The organism is Actinoplanes sp. NBC_00393 (assembly GCF_036053395.1).
GTDB lineage: Bacteria > Actinomycetota > Actinomycetes > Mycobacteriales > Micromonosporaceae > Actinoplanes.
The window spans coordinates 7,794,226-7,814,655 of record NZ_CP107942.1 but is presented as its reverse complement, the minus strand read 5'-3'; the positions used below and the strand labels follow the sequence as shown (position 1 = coordinate 7,814,655).

The following is a 20,430-nucleotide window of genomic DNA, read 5'->3' as shown; positions in this document are numbered from 1 at the left end:
AGCGTGGCTGGTTGACAGGGTTGCTCCGCGCCGGCTGGTTGACACGGCTGTTCGGCGCTGGGGGTCAACGGGCTGTCCCACGCCGGCTGGTTAGCCGGGCTGTCCCACGCCGGCTGGTTAGCCGGGCTGTCCCACGCCGGCTGGTTAACCGGGCTGTCCCACGCCGGCTGGTTAACCGGGCTGTCTGACGCTGGCTGGTTAGCCGGGCTGTTTGCCGGGCTTCAGAACAGCCCTGTTAACCAGCCGCCGAAGATCCACCCTGCCAGCCCGGGCAACAACTTGCACCCTATGTCCGGTTAAGCCGTAACTTTTCGGGCCATGAACCGGTGTTCCGTACGTGCGCTTGTCCCCTAAATCCGTCTTTTTCGCTTTGGTGGTAGTCGGACTGCCGTTCGCGATCGTGGCCGGCTGGGCTCTCGGCGCCCCCGCGGCCTACCGAGCCTCGCTGAGCGGCGTGCCGGGCGGACCCGGCAACGGCGTCGACGGCGACGGCGGAATCGGTGCCGCCCCCGCCGGAGCCACCCCGTCCACAGACGGCTACCGCTCCCGCCCCGCCCGGCCCCACACCGTGCCGTCCTCCTCAGCGCCGCCAACCGCCGCTCCGGTAGCGACCATGACCGTGACGGTCACGGCGGAACCAGCACCGACCACATCCTCCGCACCTCCATTGCTGACGCTCCCGCCGGTACCCACCCCGACCCAGATCGTCACCACCCCGCCGGCCCCATCGGCGACACCGTCGACGAGCGCCACCCCCAGTCCGTCGACCCTGCCGTCATCCGGGGTAGCGACCGGGTCCTAAGCTCCCGGAACGTGAACGGAGATCAGGCTCAGGCACCGGCGACCGTGGTACGGCAGTTCCTCACCGGCGTCGGCCTGCTCGCCCGGGGACTGAGCCTGGTCCTGCGCAGCCCACGCCTGCTCCTGCTGGGCCTGCTGCCGGCCTTGCTCGCCGGCATCATCTACATCGCCGCGCTGGTCGTGCTGATCCGGTTCCTGCCGGACATCTCCGAGCAGGTCACCTGGTTCGCCGACGGCTGGTCCGCCTGGCTGCGCGACACCGTCCAGGTGCTGGCCGGCGCCGGTGTGCTCGGCCTGTCCGTACTGCTCGGCATCCTGACGTTCACCGCGGTCACCCTGCTGATCGGCGACCCGTTCTACGAGAAGATCTCCGAGCTGGTCGAGGACCGCTTCGGCGGCGTACCCGACGAGGTGGAAATCAGCCTCCTGCGCTCCCTGCGCCGCAGCCTCGCCGACTCGCTCCGGCTGATCGGCATCTCGATCCTGATCGCGATCCCACTGTTCCTGCTCGGCCTGCTGCCGTTCATCGGCCAGACCGTCATCCCGGTCCTCGGCGGCGCCATCGGCGGCTGGATCCTCGCCCTCGAACTCACCGGCGTCCCGTTCCAGCGACGCGGCCAGCGCCTCCGTCACCGCCGGGTGGCGCTCGCCGCCAACAAGCCACTCACGCTCGGCTTCGGCGCCGCCGTCTTCGCCACGTTCCTGATCCCGCTCGGCGCGATCTTCCTGATGCCCGCGGCCATCGCCGGCGCCACCCTGCTGGCGCGCCGCACGCTGGGCAAGCCCATCGAGATCACCACAACACCCTCCCTCTGACGTACGGGCATGCCCCGCCCCACCGAAGCCGTGGCCGTCCCCCGCTACCACGCGATCACCAGCCCCGTCCCGGCCCCACCGCGCCCGCCGGGCGTAAGCGCCCCGTAACGCTCACCCCAAACCCAGCTGACCGCGACCGCTGCTTCCAGCGCCGCGAGGCAGCACTGCACGTCAGCCGCGCGGCTCGGCTGACCGCGACCGCTGCTCCCAGCGCCGCGAGGCAGCATTGGCGGTCAGCCGGGTGGGTTGGCTGACCGTGAGTGCTGCTTCCAGCGCCGCGAGGCAGCGCTGAGCGTCAGCCGCGTAGGCGGGCTGACCGTGAGTGCTGCTTGCGGCGCTGCGAGGCAGCACTCGGCGTCAGCCACGCCGGTCGGCTGACTGCTGGAAAGCTTTCGACGTCAACGTCTCGGCCGGCTCACAGGCGGCGCCTCTTGCTTGCTCTCGCCCCCGTGCTTCGGGCGGTTCCTTCAAGATCAAGCTAACGGCAAGCCAGCCGACCCCACAGGCGTGGCCGCCGCGCATGCCATCGCGCCCGCTCGCCGTGTCTCCGTGCCAGCCGGGGTCTCGCCGGCTGGCCGTCACGCACCTATCGGGGCCACATTCCGTGCCTCGGGCCCACTTGCCCGCCCCAGCGGGGAAGCAGCGCTGGGCGTCAGCCACGCAGGGCCGGCTGACCGTGAGGGTTGCTTGTGGGGCTGCGAGGCAGCGGTGGGTGTCAGCCGGGTGGGGCTGGCTGACCGTGAGTGTTGCTTGTGGGGATGCGAGGCAGCGCTGGGTGTCAGCCGGGTGGGGCTGGCTGACCGTGAGGGTTGCTTGTGGGGATGCGGAGCAGCGCTGAGGGGCGGCTGGGGCTGGCCACGTGGGTGAGCCCGGCGGGCGCGGTGGGGCCGTAAGTGGGCTGGTGATCGCGGTGTAGTGGGGGACGGGCAGGGTTCGGCGGGACGGGGCATGCTCGTACTGAAAGGGTTGGTCAGGCTGAGGCGCGGATGACCAGCTCGGTGGGGAGTACGACGGAGGCCGGGACGTCGGGATCGCCGGCGATCAGGCGCAGCATCTGGCGGGCCATCGTGCGGCCGGCGTCGCTGATCGGCTGGCGGACGGTGGTGAGCGGCGGGTCGCTGTAGCGGCTGATCTCGAAGTCGTCGAAGCCGATCACGGCGACGTCGTCGGGGACGCGGCGTCCGGATTCGCGCAAGGTCTGCAGCGCGCCGTGGGCCATCAGGTCGGAGGCGGCGAAGACGGCGTCCAGGGTGGGGTCGCGGTCGAGCAGGTCGCGCATGGCGGCGATGCCGGACTCGCGGGTGAAGTCGCCCTGGGCCACGAGTTCGGGCAGGCCGGCGGCGCGCAGGGCGTTGTGGTAGCCGGTCAGGCGTTCGACGCCGGCGACCATGTCCTGCGGGCCGGCGATGGTGGCGATCCGCCGGCGGCCGCCGGTGACCAGGTGGTGGACCGCGGCGGCGACTCCGCCGGCGTGGTCGACGTCGACGTACGGCACCGGCGGGTCGGCGGTCATCGGGCGGCCGCTGCAGACCACCGGGATGCCGCGCCGGGCCAGCAGGCCGGGCAGCGGGTCGGCGCCGTGGATCGAGGCGAACATGACGCCGTCGACGTGGCCGGCGACCGCGTACCGCTCGACGCGATGATGACCGGCTTCGGAGCCGGTCATCATCAGGACGAGCTGTTTGTCGGCGGCTTCGAGTTCCATCCCGACGCCGCGGATGATCGCCGGGAAGAACAGGTCGTCGGAGAAGACCCGGTTCGCGGTCTCCGGCAGTATCAGGGCGATGGAGTCGGTGCGCTGGGTGACCAGGCTGCGGGCCGCCTGGTTCGGCACGTAGCCGAGTTCCTCGACGGCCCGGTTGACGGCCTCCCGGATGGTGGCCGCGACCGTGGTCGAGCCGTTGACGACACGGGACACGGTCGCTCGGGAAACCCCGGCGCGCCGGGCAACCGCTTCCAGGGTCGGCCGTTCCCGCGTCGTCACAAACCGCTCCTAGCTTTACTCCAGGCCGTTACGCCGGATCACCTCGCGGTACCACTTCGCGCTGTCCTTGAGCACACGCTGCTGCGTCGTGTAGTCGACGTGCACGATACCGAAGCGCTTCGCGTACCCCTCGGCCCATTCGAAGTTGTCCATCAGGGACCAGGCGAAGTATCCCCGCAGATCCACTCCGGCCGCTACCGCGTCGTGGCAGGCGCGCAGGTGGGCGTCGATGTACTCGATGCGCCGCAGGTCGTGGACCTCGCCGTTCTCGGTCGGGCCCTCCGGGTACGCCGCGCCGTTCTCGGTGATCAGCAGCGGGGTGCCCGGGTAGTCCCGGTGGATGCGGGTGAGCAGCCGGGTCAGTGAGGCCGGCTCGATCTGCCAGCCCATGTCGGTGACCGGGCCGACCGGCCGGCGGAACGCGATGCCGTCACTGCCCGGGTAGTCCAGCGCACCAGGGTGGCCGGGCTTCGCCGACACGTACGACGGGGTGTAGAAGTTGATGCCCAGCACGTCGAGCGGGGCGTTGATGATCGCCTCGTCGCCGTCCTTGATGTGGGCCAGGTCGGTGAGCCGGGCGATGTGCTCCAGAACGTCGGCCGGGTACTGGCCGCGCAGCAGCGGGTCCAGGAAGATCCGGTTCGCCAGGCCGTCGATCAGCTTGGCGGCGGCGCGGTCGGCCGAGCTGTCCGGGTCGAGCGGGGAAACCTCGCACGGGTTCAGCGTGATGCTGATGCTGCGGGCGCCGGCCGAGCGCAGGGCGCGGGCGGCCAGGCCGTGGGCCAGGTTCAGGTGGTGTACGGCGGTGAGGGCCGACGCCGGGTTCTGCACGCCGGGCGCGTGGATGCCGGAGCCGTACCCCAGGTACGCCGAGCACCACGGCTCGTTCAGCGTGGTCCAGGTGCCGACCCGGTCGCCGAGACGGGCGTAGACGATCTGCGCGTACTCGGCGAACGCCTCGGCGGTCTCCCGGTTGGTCCAGCCGCCGCGGTCCTCGAGCGTCTGCGGCAGGTCCCAGTGGTAGAGGGTCACCACCGGGTCGATGCCCTTGCCGAGCAGCTCGTCGGTGAGCCGGTCGTAGAAGTCGAGGCCCCGGATGTTGACCGGGCCGGTGCCGTCGGGCTGGATGCGCGGCCAGGCGACCGAGAACCGGTACGAGGCCAGTCCCAGATCCGCCATGATCGCGACGTCGTCGGCGTACCGGTGGTAGTGGTCGCACGCGACGTCGCCGGTGTGGCCGGCGTGCACCTTGCCCGGCGTACGGCTGAAGGTGTCCCAGATGGACGGGCCGCGACCGTCCTCCCGCGCCGCGCCCTCGATCTGGTACGACGCGGTGGCCGCGCCCCAGACGAATCCGTCAGGGAAGGAGATCCCCGCGGGGGCCGGCTGCGCCGACGTGGACGTGACGGTTGCCGTCATTATTCACCGCTTCCTGCTCTTGATCAGGTGAACTTAACCGGTTCATCTTAGTCGTTTGCAGCGGTGAAACAACGCCACCCCGTCAAGATCAACCAGCCCGCAGAGCCTGAATGAGGCGGGGGTCACCGGTGAGCGCGAGTTGATCGGGGCGTTTTCGGCCCATCAGGGCCAATTGGAGGTCGCTCGCGGTGCCGGTGGCCTTCGCGCGGGCGTGATGGTCGTCGCTGTCGAGAATCGTGCCGGTGTCCAGCAGCGCGATGCCGGCGCCGCGCAACCGGACGAACCACTCGTGAGCGGCGTCGGTGGCGACCAGGTGGACCACGCCGTGCAGATCGGTCGGGCCGGACCGGCGGCCGGCCGGCAGCCAGGTGTCCAGCACCTCGCCGACCCCGTCGGCAGCCAGTTTCGTCTCGATCGGGGTGGCCCGGCCGGCGGCGGACTCGGCATCCCAGCGGTGCACCGAGATCTCGTGGGCGACCCGGCGGTGCCAGAAGACGGCGCGTTTCGGCTGCGGCGCCCAGTTCCACGCCGGGAAGTCCGGGTCGAGCGCCTCCAGCGTCTCGATCGTGCCGGTCAGCTCCCGGCGCAGCTGGTCGAGCGACTCGGACCACTCGGGGCGGCTCTGCGGCTCCTCCGGCACCGGTGGCCGGTCGGTGACACCGCGGGCGACGGTGGCGCGGACCCAGCGCAGCAGATCGGTCAGGTGGTGCGCGAGGTCGGCAACGGTCCGGTCCGGGCCGGCGGGCACCGCCGCCTCCGGGCCGGTCTCGGCGACGGCATCCCACAGGGCCGGCCCGTCCGCGCGCAGCGCTGCCAGCCAGAAGTCCTTCGTCGCGTGCAACCTGTTCATCGCACCTGTCTCCCGCTCGGCCGGACCGCCGGTGAAGCCCGTTCCACTGTGAGCTTAGGGTGAACGTCGTGCCCGACGCATTCGCCGATCATCTGACTGACACACCCCCGGCTCCGGACGACTCCTTGGCGGCGTACACGACGCTACGCCTCGGCGGGCCGGCCGGCACGGTGACCACGGCGGTACATGCGGATGAAGCGGTCACTGCCGTACGTAACGCCTCGGCTCAGGGCCGTCCGGTGCTGATTCTGGCCGGCGGGAGCAACGTCGTGGTCGGCGATGCCGGCTTCGCCGGCGAGGTGCTGCTGCTGCGCACCCGCGGGATCGAGGTGGTCGCCGAGGACGCGGCGAGCGTGCTGGTCCGGGTGGCAGCGGGGGAGCCCTGGGACGACTTCGTTCAGTACGCGGTGACGAGCGGATGGTCCGGACTCGAGTGCCTGTCCGGCATCCCCGGATCGGCCGGCGCCACCCCGATCCAGAACGTGGGGGCGTACGGGCAGGAGGTCGCGCACACCATCGAGGCGGTCTCGGCGTACGACCGGGTCGACGACGAGGTGCGCACGATGTCCCCGGCGGAGTGCGGCTTCGGCTACCGGTCCAGCGTGTTCAAGCACAGCGACCGGCACCTGGTCCTGTCCGTCGAATTCCGGCTGGCGAAGTCCCCTGACTCCGCCCCGATCCGGTACGCGGAACTGGCTCGTGACCTGGGCGCCTCGGCCGGTGACCGGGTGCCGCTGCAGCAGGCCCGGGACACCGTGCTGAAACTGCGCGCGGGCAAGGGCATGGTGCTCGACCCGGAGGACCGGGACACCTGGTCGGTCGGGTCGTTCTTCACCAACCCGGTGGTCTCCGCCGAGTTCTTCGCGACGCTCGGCGAGATGCCGCACTGGCCGGCGGCGGACGGCACCGTGAAGATCCCGGCCGCCTGGCTGATCGAGCAGGCCGGTTTCCCGAAGGGCTTCGCCGGCGCCGGGGTGGCCATCTCCAGCAAGCACACGCTGGCCCTGACCAACCGGGGCGCCGGCACCACCGGGGCGCTGCTCGACCTGGCGCGGACCATCCGGGACGGGGTCCGGGACCGGTTCGGCGTCGAGCTGCACCCGGAGCCGGTGCTGATCAACTGCGCCCTCTGACTACTCCCACCCGAACACCTGGGTGTAGTACGGCGTGCCGTCGGCCGAGTACGCGACACCCGTACCGATGGATTTCGCACCGCAGTTGAGGATGTTGGCCCGGTGGCCCGGGCTCTTCATCCACGCGTCGACCACGTCGGTCGCGCTGCGGTAGCCCCAGGCGATGTTCTCCCCGGCGGGCTGCCGGTAGCCCGCGGCCCGGCTGCGGCTGACGAAGTCCGAGCCGTCCCGCCAGACATGGCTGAACAGCCGGGTCCGGGCCATGTACCAGCTCTGCCGCAGCGACGCGGTGATCAGCTCGCGGTCGGTCGAGAGCGCGGGACAGCCGGCCGCCTGACGTTCCTGGTTGGTCAGGCGTGCCACCTGGACCATCATCGAGTGGGCCCGCTGCCGGGCCACCGAGGTCGCTTCGGGCGTGGGCACTGTCGCCGGGATGCGGGGTGCGGCGTCCGGTGGCGGTACGAGAGAGGGCCGGGGCGGGACGATCGGGCCGTGAGCCACCGCCGGGGCGGCCAGGACGAACAGGACCGGCGTCGCCGCGAGCATGGCGACACGTCGTACCACCAGGTCGAACACGTATGCCTCCCGGGTCGGAGAACGGACGGGAATCGTCCGACACGCATATCGCACCCCGTACCTCGCGGCGTGTCACATCTTTCGCGGAAAGGACGAAAAGCCGTACTCGAGATGTCACGCTGAGGGGATGGCCCGGCCGGGCGGCCATTCCACCGGCTTGGCCGGAAACTCGCGACCGCCTCTTGTTCCGGGCGTTGGCCGCTAAACTGTCACTGTCCGTAAATAGGCGATGACATCACGCTATGGTGTTTTTGCGCCTTTGAATTTCCTCCGTTCGCGGTCGCGCGGACGGTGCCAGGCAAGACGCCGATAACCGGAGCACACCCGTGCCGCCGGAGTTCGGCCGTGCCCGTACGGGCGCGAGTGCGGGTTGGGGGCAGGGTGAGCAAACGATGAGTCGCCTTCTCGTGGTCGAGGACGACCCCGACATCGCACTCGCTCTCCGGTTGCTGTTCAGCCGGGCCGGATACGAGGTGGCACACGCCGCCGACGGCCGGGCCGGCCTGAAGGAGGCGTACGCCGAACATCCCGATCTGGTGGTGCTCGACGTCGGCCTGCCGGAGATGGACGGATGGCAGGTGCTCGAACGGCTTCGGGACGTGTCGGACGTACCGGTGCTGGTGCTCACCGCGCACGGCCAGGAAGCCGAGAAGGTGCGCGGCCTGCGCGGCGGCGCCGACGACTACCTGACCAAGCCGTTCGCCAACAACGAACTGCTGGCCCGGGTGGAGGCGCTGCTGCGTCGCTCCTCCAGCGGGCAGAACAGCTGGGCGAGCCAGGTCTACGACGACGGGCTCGTCCACCTCGACCCGACCAAGCGCCGGGTGTACGTCAAGGGCGACGAGAAGCGGCTCACCCCGACCGAGTTCCGCCTTCTCAACGCGCTGGTCCGGCACGCCGGCGCGGTGCTCAGCCCGAACCAGTTGCTGACCCAGGCCTGGGACGACCCCACCGGCATCGGTCAGGAGCGGGTGAAGTTCGCGGTGCTGCGGCTGCGCCGCAAGCTCGGATGGTCGGATCCGGACGAGTCGCCCATCGAGTCGGTGCGTGGATTCGGATACCGATACCGGCGTCCAGGTGGAGAAGCCTGAGTCTCCTCATTTTGCGTCCGCTCGAGTCGATGAGGGCTGTGAAGCCGAGCAGGAGGTAGTAAGTCGTGGAAGACCTTGGCGAGATCGTCGGCGAATTCCTGATGGAGAGCCACGAGAACCTGGACCAGATCGACCGGGACCTCGTGAGCCTCGAGCAGGAACCGGACTCGCGTGACCTGATCTCCCGTATCTTCCGGGCGATCCACACGATCAAGGGCACCAGCGGGTTCCTGGCGTTCAGCCGCCTGGAGAAGCTCGCCCACGCCGGTGAGTCGCTCCTGTCCCGGCTTCGGGACGGCGTTCAGCCGGTCACCCCGGAGACCATCACCGTGTTGCTGGTCTGCATCGACGGCGTGCGGTCCATCCTCTCCTCGATCGAGGAGAACGGGTCCGAGGCCGAAGTCGACATCGACAGCATGATCGTCAAGATCAATGCGCAGATGAACGCGCCGGCCGCGGCCGCTCCGGCGGCTGCTCCGGCCGCGGCTGCGCCGGCTGCCGAGGCCGAGGCCGACGCGGAAGCCCCGGTGCAGCTCGACGAAACGCCGTCGGCACGCCCGGCGCCCGAGCCGGTCGCCGAGCAGCGCCAGCCGCTCGGCCAGATCCTGGTGGACGCCGGCGCGGCCCAGCCCGCCGACGTCAGCTCGGCGCTTCAGCAGCAGATCGAGGGTGACGAGCGCAAACTCGGCACGATCCTGCTCGAGGAGGGCAAGGCTCAGCCCGCCGCGGTGAACGAGGCGCTGCAGTCCCAGGCTCCGAAGCGGAGCATCGCGGACAGCGCGATCCGGGTCGACGTCGACCTGCTGGACACCCTGATGAACATGGTCGGCGAGCTGGTGCTGGCCCGGAACCAGCTGGTCCGCGGCGTGATGGAGATCGGTGACTCCGGTCTGGTCCGCAGCGCCCAGCGGCTCGGCATGATCACCAGCGAGCTGCAAGAGGGCATCATGAAGACCCGGATGCAGCCCATCGAGCACATCTGGTCGAAGCTGCCCCGAGTCGTCCGGGACCTGAGCAACTCGCTCGGCAAGCAGGTCCAGCTGGTCATGGAGGGCAAGGAGACCGAGCTCGACCGGAGCCTGCTGGAGGCGGTCAAGGACCCGCTCACCCACCTGGTGCGGAACGCGGTCGACCACGGCATCGAGGACCCGGAGCGCCGGATCGCCTCGGGCAAGGGCTCGGAAGGCACGCTCACGCTTCGCGCGTACCACGAGGGTGGGCACGTGGCGGTCGAGGTCGCCGACGACGGCGCCGGCCTGAACGTCGAGCGGATCGCGCAGAAGGCGGTCGAGAATGGGCTGCTCCGGCCGGAGCAGATCCCGAACATGGACAAGCGCGACATCATGGCGATGGTCTTCCAGCCCGGTTTCTCCACCGCGGCGAAGGTCACGAACGTCTCCGGCCGCGGCGTCGGCATGGACGTGGTGAAGACCAACATCGAGAACATCGGTGGCGCGGTCAGCGTCGATTCAACCCCGGGCGAGGGTACGGTCTGGCGGCTCACCATCCCGCTGACCCTGGCGATCATCCAGGCGCTCACCGTCGACTGCGGCGATCAGCGTTACGTCGTACCCCAGGTGGCGGTGCTCGAGCTGGTCTTCATCGACGGCAACACCACCAAGATCGAATATGCGTCCGGGGCGCCGGTCTACCGGCTGCGCGGCAAGCTGCTCCCGCTGGTCCGCCTCGACCGGGCCCTCGGCCTCGAGGTCGGCGGTGATCAGGGCGTCTACATCATGGTGCTGCAGGCCGACGGCCGGCGGTTCGGCATGGTGGTGGACCGGGTCCTGAACACCGAAGAGGTCGTGGTCAAGGCCCTGAACACCCGGTTCAAGGACATCGGCCTGTACGCCGGCGCCACGATCCTCGGCGACGGCAAGGTGGGCCTGATCCTGGACGTATCGTCTCTGGCCCGGCGTTCGCACCTGGCCGTCGACTCGGAACGCGAGAACGTCGTCGCGAACTCGAAGGCCTCCGGCGGAGGCGGGATCCAGCGCCTGCTGGTCACCGCGGTCGGGGAGCGCCGGGTGGCGATCCCGTTGGACACCGTCACGCGGCTCGAGGAGTTCCCGCGGGACCGCATCGAGCACGCGGGTTCCCGCGAGGTGGTGCAGTACCGCGGCCAGATCCTTCCGCTGGTGCGGCTGTCACACCTGCTCGGGGCGTATGGCGAAGAGCTCGAGGGCGACACCGTTTCGGTGGTGGTCTACAGCGAGGGCGGCCGCAGCGTCGCGCTGGTGGTGGACCGGATCGTGGACATCGCCGAGAACGAGACCACCGCCCGCCGCGACGCCGAGGAGGACGGTCTGGTCGGCACCGCGGTCATCCAGCAACGCGTGACCGAACTGCTCGACGTACGCCGGGCGATCCTCGCCGCCGACCCGAACTTCTACACCGACGCGGCGGACGAGATGCTGGTGGAGGCCTGAGATGGCGAGTCGTCAGTTCGCCACCTTCGAGGTGGACGGCCAGCTCTTCGGGGTCGAGGTGCACACCGTGCAGGAGGTGCTCTCGTACAACGAGTACACCCCGGTGCCGCTCGCCCCGCCGGCCGTCGGTGGCCTGTTCAACCTGCGCGGTCAGGTGATCGCCGCGGTCGACCTGCGGGTGCAGCTCGGGCTGGCCCGGCAGGCGCTGCAGGGCCCGGTCATGAACGTCATCCTGCGCGGTGACGGCGAGCCGGTGAGCCTGCTGGTGGACAAGATCGGCGAGGTCGTGGATCTCGACGACGAGACGTTCGAGCCACCGCCGGACACGTTGAGCGGGCCCACCCGGGAGCTGGTGGTGGGCACGTTCAAGCTGGACGGGCGGTTGATGCTGGCTCTCGACGTCAATCAGGCCGTCGACACGTACCGCGCCACGAACTGATGTACAGCCTGGTCAGCGCCCCCGTGCTGGGCTTCGATCTGACCCGCCTGGAAGGCGGGCCGGCCGCGGCCGAGGTACTGCTGCGCGCCCTGCGCCTGCAGAGCGGGGATCTGCCGGTGCTCGCCGAACGGCTGCCCGACGAGGGCGCCCGGGCTCTGCTCTGGGTGGAGGTGGAAAGCGCCGCCCGGCGGATGCCGTCCCTCAAGGGCATGTCGAAGGACGATCCGGCCGGCAACCTGGCCCTGGTCGAGCGGGCGCCGATCGGTTCGGTCGACTCGCTGCTGACCTGCCTGCGCTACGACGTGATGTCGTGGACCTGGCAGGGCTCCGGCCGGGCCGCCCGGCAGAGCGAGGAGGCGGCGGCCGCCACGGCGCTGCTGTGCGACGCCGCGGTCGCCAGCTACCTGCGGGAAGTGCTGGACGAGGAGACCCGCCGCCGGCTCGGCGCCGGCTGGGTGTCAGCGGTACGCAAGCTGCCGGCCGGGGCGCCGATCGACCTCGGCCCGCACCACTACACGGTCTCCGCTCTGCTCGACCGGCTGCGCACGTTGCGACCGGAGGACCGCCAGCGGGTGAGCTCCTCCGCCGACGACGCCCGCCGCAACACCGCGGGATGGTCGCCTGCCGTGCACTCGGCGTCCTGGGCGGCGTACCTCTCGGACCGGGTCCGTACCGCGGCGGCCGCGCAGATGCTGCTGGTCCAAGCGGTGGACTCGGCCGGAATTCCGTTGGCCGACCGGGCCGGTGGCGTCTGGAACATGCTCAGCGGCGCCGTTCAGGCGCTGGTCGTACGCGATCTGCTGGACACCGCCACGGCTCACCGGCTGCTCGCGCCGGTGGTCGCGGCGCTCGGCCCGGCCTGGCTCGGTTGAAGGGAGTGGTCGAATGATCTCGGTCCTCGTCGTCGACGATTCCGTAGTGGTCCGTCGGCTGATCGTCGATGCTCTCGGGGAAGCTCCGGGCATTCAGGTCGTCGGTACGGCCGCGAACGGCCTGCTCGCGCAGGCGAAGATCGATCAGCTCAAGCCCGATGTCGTGACGATGGACATCGAGATGCCGCAGATGGACGGCATCGAGGCGGTACGGGAGCTGCGCAAGCGGCACGCGAACCTTCCGGTGATCATGTTCAGCACCCTCTCCGCTTCCGGCGCGACCGCCACGCTGGAGGCGCTCTCCGCGGGTGCGACCGACTACGTGACCAAGCCGAGCAACGTCGGCTCGGTGCAGCAGTCGATCGCCGCGGTACGCGAGCAGTTGGTGCCGAAGATCCAGGCCCTGGGCGGCCGGCGTCGTCCGGCCGGACCTGCCGGACCGGCGGGACCGCCCACCCGTCCGGCGCCCGCGGCGGCACGTCCCGGCGCACCGCTGCGACCGGGTGCTCCGCCCGCCGCACCCGGCCGGCCACCGGCAACCGGTCCGGCGCCGGTCCGGCCCGCGGCGCGCCGCAGCAGCGGCGGGAAGATCGACATTCTGGCGATCGGATCCTCCACCGGTGGGCCGGACGCGCTCACCAAGGTGCTGCTGGGGCTTCCGGCGGACTTGCCGGTACCGATCGTGATCACGCAGCACATGCCGCCGGTCTTCACCAAGATGTTCGCCGAACGGCTGGACCGCAGCACGCCACTACGCGTGGTCGAGGCGGGTGAGGGCATGGAGCTCGCGCCCGGCTCCGTCTATATCGCCCCGGGTGACCGACATCTGGTCTTCCAGCGCCGGGGAACAGCGACGTTGACCCAGCTCAGCGGCGCACCGCAGGAAAATTCGTGCCGGCCGGCGGTGGACGTGATGTTCCGCTCCGTAGCGGCGCTGTACGGCGGATCGGCCTTCGCGGCCGTGCTCACTGGAATGGGACAAGACGGACGGAGTGGTGCGAAAGTGCTACGAGACTCGGGCGCCGAGGTACTGGCACAGGACGAGGCGACCTCGGTGGTCTGGGGCATGCCCGGCGCCGTCGTGGGCGCGGGCCTGGCCGACGAGGTGCTGCCGCTGGACCGGATCGCGGGAGCGCTGCTCAACCGCGTACGGGTGGGTCGCTCACCGGCGGTGGCCCGATGACCCTCTCGCAGGCGGAGTTCACGTTCGTCTCCAACCTCGTGCGGCGTGAGGCGTCGATCGTGCTGGCGCCGGGCAAGGAATACCTGGTCGAGGCGCGGCTGATCCCGGTGGCCCGGGCGGTCGGGGCGGCGAACGTCAACGACTTCATCGCCGACTTGCAGAAACGCCCCAACCCGCAGAACCAGCGCAAGATCATCGACGCGCTCACCACGAACGAGACCTCGTTCTTCCGGGACCGGGAACCGTTCGCGGCCCTCACCGACGTGGTGCTTCCCGAACTGATCAAGTCACGGGCCTCGGTACGCAAGCTCCGGTTCTGGTCGGCGGCGAGCTCCAGTGGGCAGGAGGCGTACAGCCTGGCCATCACGCTTCAGGAGGCGCTTCCGGCCGGCTGGTCGTACGAAATCGTCGGCACCGACATCTCCACCGCCATGGTGGAACGTGCCCAGAAGGCCGAGTACAGCCAGGTAGAGGTCAACCGAGGCCTGGCGGCCACACAGTTGGTGCAGTACTTCGAGCGGGCCGGCGCGCACTGGCGGGTCGTGTCCAACCTGCGCAAGAACGTCGATTTCAAGCACATGAGCCTGACCGCGCCGTTCCCGCCGATGCAACCGTTCGACGTGATCTTCCTGCGCAACGTTCTCATCTACTTCGACGTCGCGACCAAGCGTCAGGTGCTGCAGAACGCTGCCCGGATCCTGCGCCCGGACGGCTGGCTCTTCCTCGGTGCGGCCGAGACCACGATCGGAATCGACGACAACTACGAGCGGGTGGCCGCCGGCCGCACCTCTGCCTACCGGACTCGCAATGCGGTGCCCGCCGGTGCCGCGAGAAGGGGATGACGCCGATGCGCGCCATGGTGATCGACGACTCGCGCGCGATGCGCATGATCCTCAAGCGAATCGTCACGAAGCTCAACTTCGAGGCGGTGGAAGCGGGCGACGGCAAGGAGGCGATGGACCTCCTCGCTGACATGACCGAGGTGCCGGAACTGGCCCTCATCGACTGGAACATGCCCAACATGAACGGGCTCGAGTTCGTCACGAAGGTCCGGGCCGACCCGCGACTGCGCGAGATGACCCTGGTGATGGTCACAACCGAAAGCGAACAGAGCCAGATCGTACGGGCGCTCGCAGCGGGCGCTCACGAATATGTGATCAAGCCCTTCACGGAGGGCGCAATGATCGAAAAGCTGGCCCTGCTGGGCCTCGTCCCGACCGGAGCGAATTCATGAGTGTCGAAGTCGAGGTCGACGAGAGTGACCTCGCCGAAATGGTGGAGCAGGTCTGGGAGTCGTACCTCGATCCGGAGGGCATCAGCCCGCTGATCCCGACGTACGACGAGAACCAGCCCTCCGAGGTGCACTCCTCGGTCTCCATCACCGGGTCGTGGAGTGGGCACATCGTCTATGCCTCCTCCCGCGTCGCTGCTCAGCGAGCCGCGGCCGCCTTCCTGGCGATGGAGATGGAGGAGGTGAGCGAGGAGGACATTTCTGACACACTGGGCGAACTAGCAAATATTGTCGGTGGCAACGTCAAAGCAATGCTGCCGCCCGGGGCGCAGCTGTCGCTCCCGCAGGTGGTGCTGGCACCGGAGTCCTCGGCGCGATACCCGAACGCCCAGCGCATCAGCGGGGTGTACGGGGTGTGGGAGGGCGAACCGGTGTCCATTTCGATGTGGCAGAGCAGCACCGACAACAAGGAGGAGGGCGCATGAAGATCCTCATCGCCGATGACAGCCGGGTGATGCGGCAGATCGTCGTCCGGACTTTGCGTCAGGCCGGGTTCGGCGATCACGACCTGGTCGAGGCCGCGGACGGCCAGGAGGCGTTCGACAAGGCCACCGCCGAGAATCCCGACCTGATCATCTCGGACTGGAACATGCCGGGCCAGACGGGCATCGAGGTGCTCCGCAATCTCCGGGCCGCCGGCAACAACGTCAAGTTCGGCTTCGTGACCTCGGAGTGCACTCCGGAGATGAAGTCGGCTGCCGAGGGCGCCGGCGCGGCGTTCTTCATCGTCAAACCCTTCACCGCTGAGCGATTCGATGAGGTTTTCGCTCCTATCTTGGGATGATTAGGACATGTCAGACGTCTCGGTTCTTCCCGGCTCTCTAGCCGTCCGTAACCTGTTCGAGGATCTGCTCGGTCGCGAGGTGATCGTCAGCCCCGGGGATCCGCTCAGCGCGCCGGAGGTCACCACCGCGACGGTCGCCATCTTCACTGATAACAGTCAGAAGATTTACGCGTGCATGGGCATGCAGCTCAGCCTCGCGGCGAACGCGGGCGCCGCGCTCGGTCTGCTGCCGGCCGGCGCCGCCGAGGACAGCATCGACGAGAAGCAGCTCTTCCCCAACCTCGCGGAGAACGTCGGTGAACTCTGCAACATCTTCACCAGCCTCCTCAACAAGGAGGGTTCGCCGCACGTCAAGCTCTACCAGGTGGTCTACCCGGGCCAGGACCTGCCCGCCGACGCGCGTGCGGTTCTGCTCGCCCTCGGCCGGCGGCTCGACCTGATGGTCGAGGTCAGCCGATACGGCAAGGGCAAGCTCAGCCTGTCCCTGGCTCCCTAGTTTGAGGCGTTCCCATTGAAGATCTCCCGTTGCGGGCCCGCCGATTCGGCGGGCCCGCAAATTTTGCGACTTGTTCGCCACCTACCTCGAGTTCCTGCCGCGTAAGCGAGGCAGGCGATCTCCACCGTCGCGAACAATTCTCACCGGGCCTAAGCAAACCGGGGGCCGGGCCGAAGCTTAGGTTGAGCTTGCTACGGGACAGGGAGAAGTCAATGACCTCACCGACCTCCGGACCACTCGGCACCGGCGGCGCCGATGCTGCCAAGGCATTGGCCGCGGCCAAAGCCTCGGAAGCGAAGAGCAAGTCGCTCGGTGACAAGGACACGTTCATGAAGCTCCTCGTCGCCCAGCTGAAGTACCAGGACCCCACCAAGCCAGCCGACTCGACCGCGTTCCTGGCGCAGACCGCCCAGTTCACGCAGGTCGAGAAGCTCGAAGACATGATCAACATGCTCCAGTCGCAACGCATGATCGGCGCTAGTTCGCTGGTCGGCAAGACGGTCACGTACATGGACGAAACCGGTGCTCAGCAGACCGGCGTGATCACCGCGGCGAAGCTCAACGGAGACAGCGAACCGACGCTCAAGGTCGGGAACACGGATGTGCAGCTGTCCAAGGTCGTCGAGATCACCACCGCGACCAACGCCTGAATTCCGTTTCCTCCGAGCTAAGGACTCCTCTTCATGCTGCGTTCCCTTTACTCCGGCATCAGTGGCCTCAACGCCCACCAGCGGATGATCGACGTCACCGGTAACAACATCGCGAACGTCAACACGACCGGCTACAAAGCGTCGCAGGTTCAGTTCAACGACACGCTGAGCCAGATGATGGGCGCCGCGGGTTCGCCGCAGGAAGGCCAGGCCGGCACGAACCCGGCGCAGGTCGGCCTCGGTGTGCGGGTCGCCGGTATCACCGCGAACTTCAGCCAGGGATCGGCGCAGACGACCGGCAAGTCCGGCGACATGATGATCCAGGGTGACGGGTTCTTCATCACCCGCAGCGGCAACGAGACGCTCTACACGCGGGCCGGCTCGTTCTTCTTCGACGCGAACGGCGTACTGGCGACCTCCACCGGCGAGCCGGTGCAGGGCTGGACGGCCAAGGACGGCGTGGTGGAGTCGAGCGGTCAGCCCGGCGATATCAAAATGCCGCTCGGCGCGACCATTCCGCCCGAGAAGACCACGAAGATCACGCTGAAGGGCAACCTGTCCAGCGACCAGCCGCAGGGTGACCCGGCGCCGCTGACGGACACGGTCAACATCCCGGTCAAGGTTTTCGATGACAAGGGCGCGACCCGGACCATCAACGTGAAGTTCACGCGTGACACCAACCAGCCGCCGCCCACGGTCGACACCGACTGGGACATCGAGCTCTTCGAGGCCGATGGAACCACGCCGGTTATGGAGTCCGACGGCGTCACACCGGTCACCGGTGTCATCGGTCTGGCCAGCGGCAAGGCGGTCATCGACACCACCGGCACGCCAGGCCTCGGTGAGCTCGACTCCGACGGCTTCATGGAGCTGGGCCCGTTCAAAATCAACATGGCTGACGTGACGATGTACTCGGGCTTCTCCGACGCCCGGGTGTTCGACACCGACGGCCAGACCGCCGGCGCGCTGACCTCACTCTCGTACACCGTCTCGGACACCGGCGAGATCGTCGGCGTCTACAGCAACGGCCTCAAGCAGACGCTGGGCCAGGTCGCCATGGCGACGTTCAAGAACGTGGCAGGCCTGGAGAAGGTTGGCAACTCCATGTTCCGGACCACCGTCAACTCCGGGTACGCGCAGGTCGGCGAACCCGGCAGTGCCGGCATGGGTCAGGTCATCTCCGGCGCCCTGGAGATGTCGAACGTCGACCTCGCGCAGGAGTTCACCAACCTGGTCGTCGCCCAGCGTGGCTTCCAGGCCAACTCCCGCATCATCACCACCTCCGACGAGATCCTCCAGGAGCTCGTCAGCATGAAGCGCTAGTAGCGATTCCGGCGATCGGCCGGGACGGGCACTCGTGCCCGTCCCGGCCGTTTTCGTGAGTGCATGCCCCGATATGACCGCACCCGAGTCGCCACCACGCCGATCTCATCGGCAACCGGCACTCAGCCGAAGTACTAGGTGACGGGCCACGGACGGCCCCACCAGCCAAGACGCCCCAAGGACGGAAGTCGTGATTCTCGTAACCCGCATCAACGGTGCCGTGTTCGCACTGAACCCGGATCTCGTCGAGCGTGTCGACTGCACGCCCGACACGGTCGTGACCCTGGTGGACGGCACCAAGTACATCATCGCCGAGTCCGTGCCCGAATTCATCGACTCGGTGCGCCACTACCGCGCCTCGCTGATCGCCCAGGCGAGTCGCTTGGAGCCCGAGCACGTGGCTACCAACTCCTCGTCCCACTCCTCGTCGGATGACGAGCTCGACGCCAAGGTGCTCCCGCTGCACCGGAAGGATCGCTGATGGACCTCGCAACCATTATCGGTGTCGCCGCCGGCCTGGGCATTGTCTTCCTGGTCCAGATCGTGGAGGGTGGTTCGCCCGCCTCCATCATGCTGTGGCCGTCGATGCTGCTGGTCTTCGGTGGTGGCTTCGCCGCCGCCATGACGGGTGGCGTCATGAAGGACACCGCCGCCTTCGGTGCGCAGCTCAAGAAGGGCTTCACCAACAAGGTGACCCCGCCGACCGAGCTGCTCGACAACGTCGTGAAGCTGGCCGAGCGCGCTCGCCGCGAGGGCCTGCTGGCCCTCGAGGACGCGGTCAAGACGGTCGAGCACCCCTTCCTCAAGCGCGGACTGCAGCTGGCCATCGACGGCACCGACCCGGACGAGCTGCACGACATCCTGCACGCCGAGGTCGCCGCCAAGAAGAAGGCCGACAAGGTGGGCGTGAAGTTCTTCGAGTCCTGGGGTGGCTACGCCCCGACGATCGGCATCATCGGCACGGTCATGGGTCTGGTGCTCGTCATGGAGAACCTGGACAAGCCCGAGACGCTGGGCCACTCGATCGCCGCGGCGTTCTGCGCCACCCTCTGGGGCGTGCTCAGCGCCAACATGATCCTGCTGCCGATGGGTGCCCGTCTGGCCCGGCTGAGCGCGATCGAGGCCGAGGAGATGGAGCTGGTCATCGACGGTGTCCTGGCCATCCAGGCCGGCTCGAACCCGCGTCTGGTTGCGCAGAAGCTCCGCAGCCTGCTCCCGCCGGACGAGATGAAGAAGGCCGAAGCGGCGGCATCGACCAAGAAGGCGGCCTGATCTAGATGAGTTCCGGCGGCGGGGGCGCCAAGCGCAAGCAGAAGCACGAAGAGCACGAAGAGCACGCCAACCACGAGCGCTGGCTCGTGTCGTACGCGGACATGATGACCCTGCTGTTCGTTCTGTTCGTGGTGCTCTTCGCGATGAGCAGTGTTGACCAGAAGAAGTTCGCCGAGCTGGCGGCAGGCCTGTCAGCCGGCTTCGGTGCGGACAGCGTCGCCTTCACGGGGCAGTCGGCTCCGCTCGACGGCGCCGCGAACACCGCACAGATCGTGCAGATCGACCCGGGCTCCAACCCCGGTGACGGCACGTCCGGCACCCAGGGCCTGAACCAGGAGCAGAAGGAAGCGGTCGAGCGGGCCCTTCTCGCCGAGGACCGTAAGGAGGCCTCCGCGAATGCCGAAAAGGCAGCGGAGGAGGCGGAGGACCTGAAGGCCATCGAGCGGAGGATCGCGGACGCGCTGTCCGCGCAGAAGCTGCTCAACAGCGCGAAGTTCACGATCGACCAGCGCGGTCTGGTGGTCACCATCGTGACCAACGACGTGGTCTTCGCCGGCAACCGGGCGGAACTCCAGTCGGGCGGCAAGAAGATCCTGAACGCGATCGCCCCGACGCTGGCGACACTGCCCAACAGCATCGAGGTGGACGGTCACACCAACCAGCTCCGCGCGAAGACCACGTATTACCCGAGCGGCTGGGAGTTGTCCGCGGCGCGGGCCTCGACCACGGTCCGGTTCTTCACCGAGCACGGTATCCCGAAGAAGCGGCTGAGCGCGGTGGGCTTCTCCGACACCAAGCCGCTGATCGACCCGAAGGACCCGCGGTCGATCACGATGAACCGCCGGGTGGACGTCGTCGTCCTGACCCAGCTTTCCGCGGAGCAGGCGGCGCTGCTGCCGGCCGCGGCGGGTGCGGACGGCAAGTTGCACACCGGCGAGACCACGGCTGCCGCCAAGGCCGCCGCCGCGGCGAAGGCCGCGACCAAGACCACGACCACGACGCACGACTGAACTGAGGGGAG

General features: G+C 68.7%; 22 protein-coding genes. 17 read left to right on the top strand and 5 right to left on the bottom strand.

Features of this window, described 5'->3' with window-relative positions; genetic code table 11:
• Nucleotides 1–537 precede the first annotated feature (537 nt).
• Nucleotides 538–753 (bottom strand): hypothetical protein, encoded by a 216-nt coding sequence (locus tag OHA21_RS36155; protein ID WP_328462785.1) that lies wholly within the window; start codon nt 751–753, stop codon nt 538–540.
• 60 nt (nt 754–813) lie between these two features.
• Between OHA21_RS36155 and OHA21_RS36150 the strand changes: the two genes are divergently transcribed.
• Entirely contained in the window at nt 814–1,617 is an 804-nt protein-coding gene (locus OHA21_RS36150) for an EI24 domain-containing protein (RefSeq protein ID WP_328462783.1), read from the top strand.
• Nucleotides 1,618–2,587: 970 nt separating this feature from the next.
• On the opposite strand, the gene OHA21_RS36145 is transcribed toward OHA21_RS36150, so the two are convergent.
• The 3 genes from OHA21_RS36145 to OHA21_RS36135 form a co-directional block, all read right to left on the bottom strand.
• A complete protein-coding gene (locus tag OHA21_RS36145; protein ID WP_328462781.1) occupies nt 2,588–3,601 on the bottom strand; it encodes a LacI family DNA-binding transcriptional regulator in 1,014 nt (337 codons plus the stop codon).
• Between the two features lie 15 nt (nt 3,602–3,616).
• Complete coding sequence (locus OHA21_RS36140; RefSeq protein ID WP_328462779.1) at nt 3,617–5,020, bottom strand: GH1 family beta-glucosidase; 1,404 nt, start codon at nt 5,018–5,020, stop codon at nt 3,617–3,619.
• An 88-nt stretch (nt 5,021–5,108) separates the two neighbouring features.
• On the bottom strand, nt 5,109–5,870 hold the full coding sequence (locus OHA21_RS36135) for a maleylpyruvate isomerase family mycothiol-dependent enzyme (protein ID WP_328462777.1): 762 nt from the start codon (nt 5,868–5,870) through the stop codon (nt 5,109–5,111).
• A 68-nt stretch (nt 5,871–5,938) separates the two neighbouring features.
• On the opposite strand from OHA21_RS36135, the gene OHA21_RS36130 reads away from it, so the two are divergent.
• On the top strand, nt 5,939–7,003 hold the full coding sequence (locus OHA21_RS36130) for a UDP-N-acetylmuramate dehydrogenase (RefSeq protein ID WP_328462776.1): 1,065 nt from the start codon (nt 5,939–5,941) through the stop codon (nt 7,001–7,003).
• On the opposite strand, the gene OHA21_RS36125 is transcribed toward OHA21_RS36130, so the two are convergent.
• Nucleotides 7,004–7,579 carry a CAP domain-containing protein gene (locus tag OHA21_RS36125; RefSeq protein ID WP_328462774.1) on the bottom strand — a complete coding sequence of 192 codons (576 nt, stop codon included), beginning with the start codon at nt 7,577–7,579 and terminating at the stop codon, nt 7,004–7,006.
• Between the two features lie 392 nt (nt 7,580–7,971).
• Between OHA21_RS36125 and OHA21_RS36120 the strand changes: the two genes are divergently transcribed.
• The 15 genes from OHA21_RS36120 to OHA21_RS36050 all read left to right on the top strand — a co-directional run bounded on the left by OHA21_RS36120 (nt 7,972) and on the right by OHA21_RS36050 (nt 20,419).
• A complete protein-coding gene (locus OHA21_RS36120; RefSeq protein WP_328462772.1) occupies nt 7,972–8,670 on the top strand; it encodes a response regulator transcription factor in 699 nt (232 codons plus the stop codon).
• A gap of 65 nt (nt 8,671–8,735) precedes the next feature.
• Nucleotides 8,736–11,099, top strand: a complete 2,364-nt coding sequence (locus OHA21_RS36115) for a chemotaxis protein CheA (RefSeq protein ID WP_328462770.1) — start codon at nt 8,736–8,738, stop codon at nt 11,097–11,099.
• Between the two features lies 1 nt (nt 11,100).
• Entirely contained in the window at nt 11,101–11,538 is a 438-nt protein-coding gene (locus OHA21_RS36110; protein ID WP_093619555.1) for a chemotaxis protein CheW, read from the top strand.
• Nucleotides 11,538–12,410: a hypothetical protein gene (locus tag OHA21_RS36105; RefSeq protein WP_328462767.1), complete on the top strand. Its 873-nt coding sequence runs from the start codon at nt 11,538–11,540 to the stop codon at nt 12,408–12,410. The genes OHA21_RS36110 and OHA21_RS36105 overlap by 1 nt, the downstream gene beginning before the upstream one ends.
• A gap of 13 nt (nt 12,411–12,423) precedes the next feature.
• The gene (locus OHA21_RS36100; protein ID WP_328462765.1) at nt 12,424–13,593 is read left to right on the top strand and encodes a protein-glutamate methylesterase/protein-glutamine glutaminase; all 1,170 of its coding nucleotides are present in this window, start codon (nt 12,424–12,426) and stop codon (nt 13,591–13,593) included.
• On the top strand, nt 13,590–14,435 hold the full coding sequence (locus OHA21_RS36095) for a CheR family methyltransferase (RefSeq protein ID WP_328462763.1): 846 nt from the start codon (nt 13,590–13,592) through the stop codon (nt 14,433–14,435). The genes OHA21_RS36100 and OHA21_RS36095 overlap by 4 nt, the downstream gene beginning before the upstream one ends.
• Before the next feature lie 5 nt (nt 14,436–14,440).
• Entirely contained in the window at nt 14,441–14,827 is a 387-nt protein-coding gene (locus OHA21_RS36090) for a response regulator (protein ID WP_173476755.1), read from the top strand.
• Entirely contained in the window at nt 14,824–15,309 is a 486-nt protein-coding gene (locus tag OHA21_RS36085; RefSeq protein ID WP_328462761.1) for a chemotaxis protein CheX, read from the top strand. The genes OHA21_RS36090 and OHA21_RS36085 overlap by 4 nt, the downstream gene beginning before the upstream one ends.
• On the top strand, nt 15,306–15,668 hold the full coding sequence (locus OHA21_RS36080) for a response regulator (RefSeq protein ID WP_328462759.1): 363 nt from the start codon (nt 15,306–15,308) through the stop codon (nt 15,666–15,668). The genes OHA21_RS36085 and OHA21_RS36080 overlap by 4 nt, the downstream gene beginning before the upstream one ends.
• Before the next feature lie 7 nt (nt 15,669–15,675).
• Nucleotides 15,676–16,164: a hypothetical protein gene (locus tag OHA21_RS36075; protein ID WP_328462757.1), complete on the top strand. Its 489-nt coding sequence runs from the start codon at nt 15,676–15,678 to the stop codon at nt 16,162–16,164.
• Between the two features lie 212 nt (nt 16,165–16,376).
• Complete coding sequence (locus OHA21_RS36070; protein WP_328462755.1) at nt 16,377–16,814, top strand: flagellar hook assembly protein FlgD; 438 nt, start codon at nt 16,377–16,379, stop codon at nt 16,812–16,814.
• 33 nt (nt 16,815–16,847) lie between these two features.
• Entirely contained in the window at nt 16,848–18,137 is a 1,290-nt protein-coding gene (locus OHA21_RS36065; RefSeq protein ID WP_328462753.1) for a flagellar hook protein FlgE, read from the top strand.
• Nucleotides 18,138–18,327: 190 nt separating this feature from the next.
• Entirely contained in the window at nt 18,328–18,618 is a 291-nt protein-coding gene (locus OHA21_RS36060) for a flagellar FlbD family protein (protein ID WP_328462751.1), read from the top strand.
• Nucleotides 18,618–19,409 carry a motility protein A gene (locus OHA21_RS36055; RefSeq protein WP_328462749.1) on the top strand — a complete coding sequence of 264 codons (792 nt, stop codon included), beginning with the start codon at nt 18,618–18,620 and terminating at the stop codon, nt 19,407–19,409. Before OHA21_RS36060 ends, OHA21_RS36055 begins: the two co-directional genes overlap by 1 nt.
• 5 nt (nt 19,410–19,414) lie before the next feature.
• Nucleotides 19,415–20,419 carry a flagellar motor protein MotB gene (locus OHA21_RS36050; RefSeq protein WP_328462747.1) on the top strand — a complete coding sequence of 335 codons (1,005 nt, stop codon included), beginning with the start codon at nt 19,415–19,417 and terminating at the stop codon, nt 20,417–20,419.
• Nucleotides 20,420–20,430 lie beyond the last annotated feature (11 nt).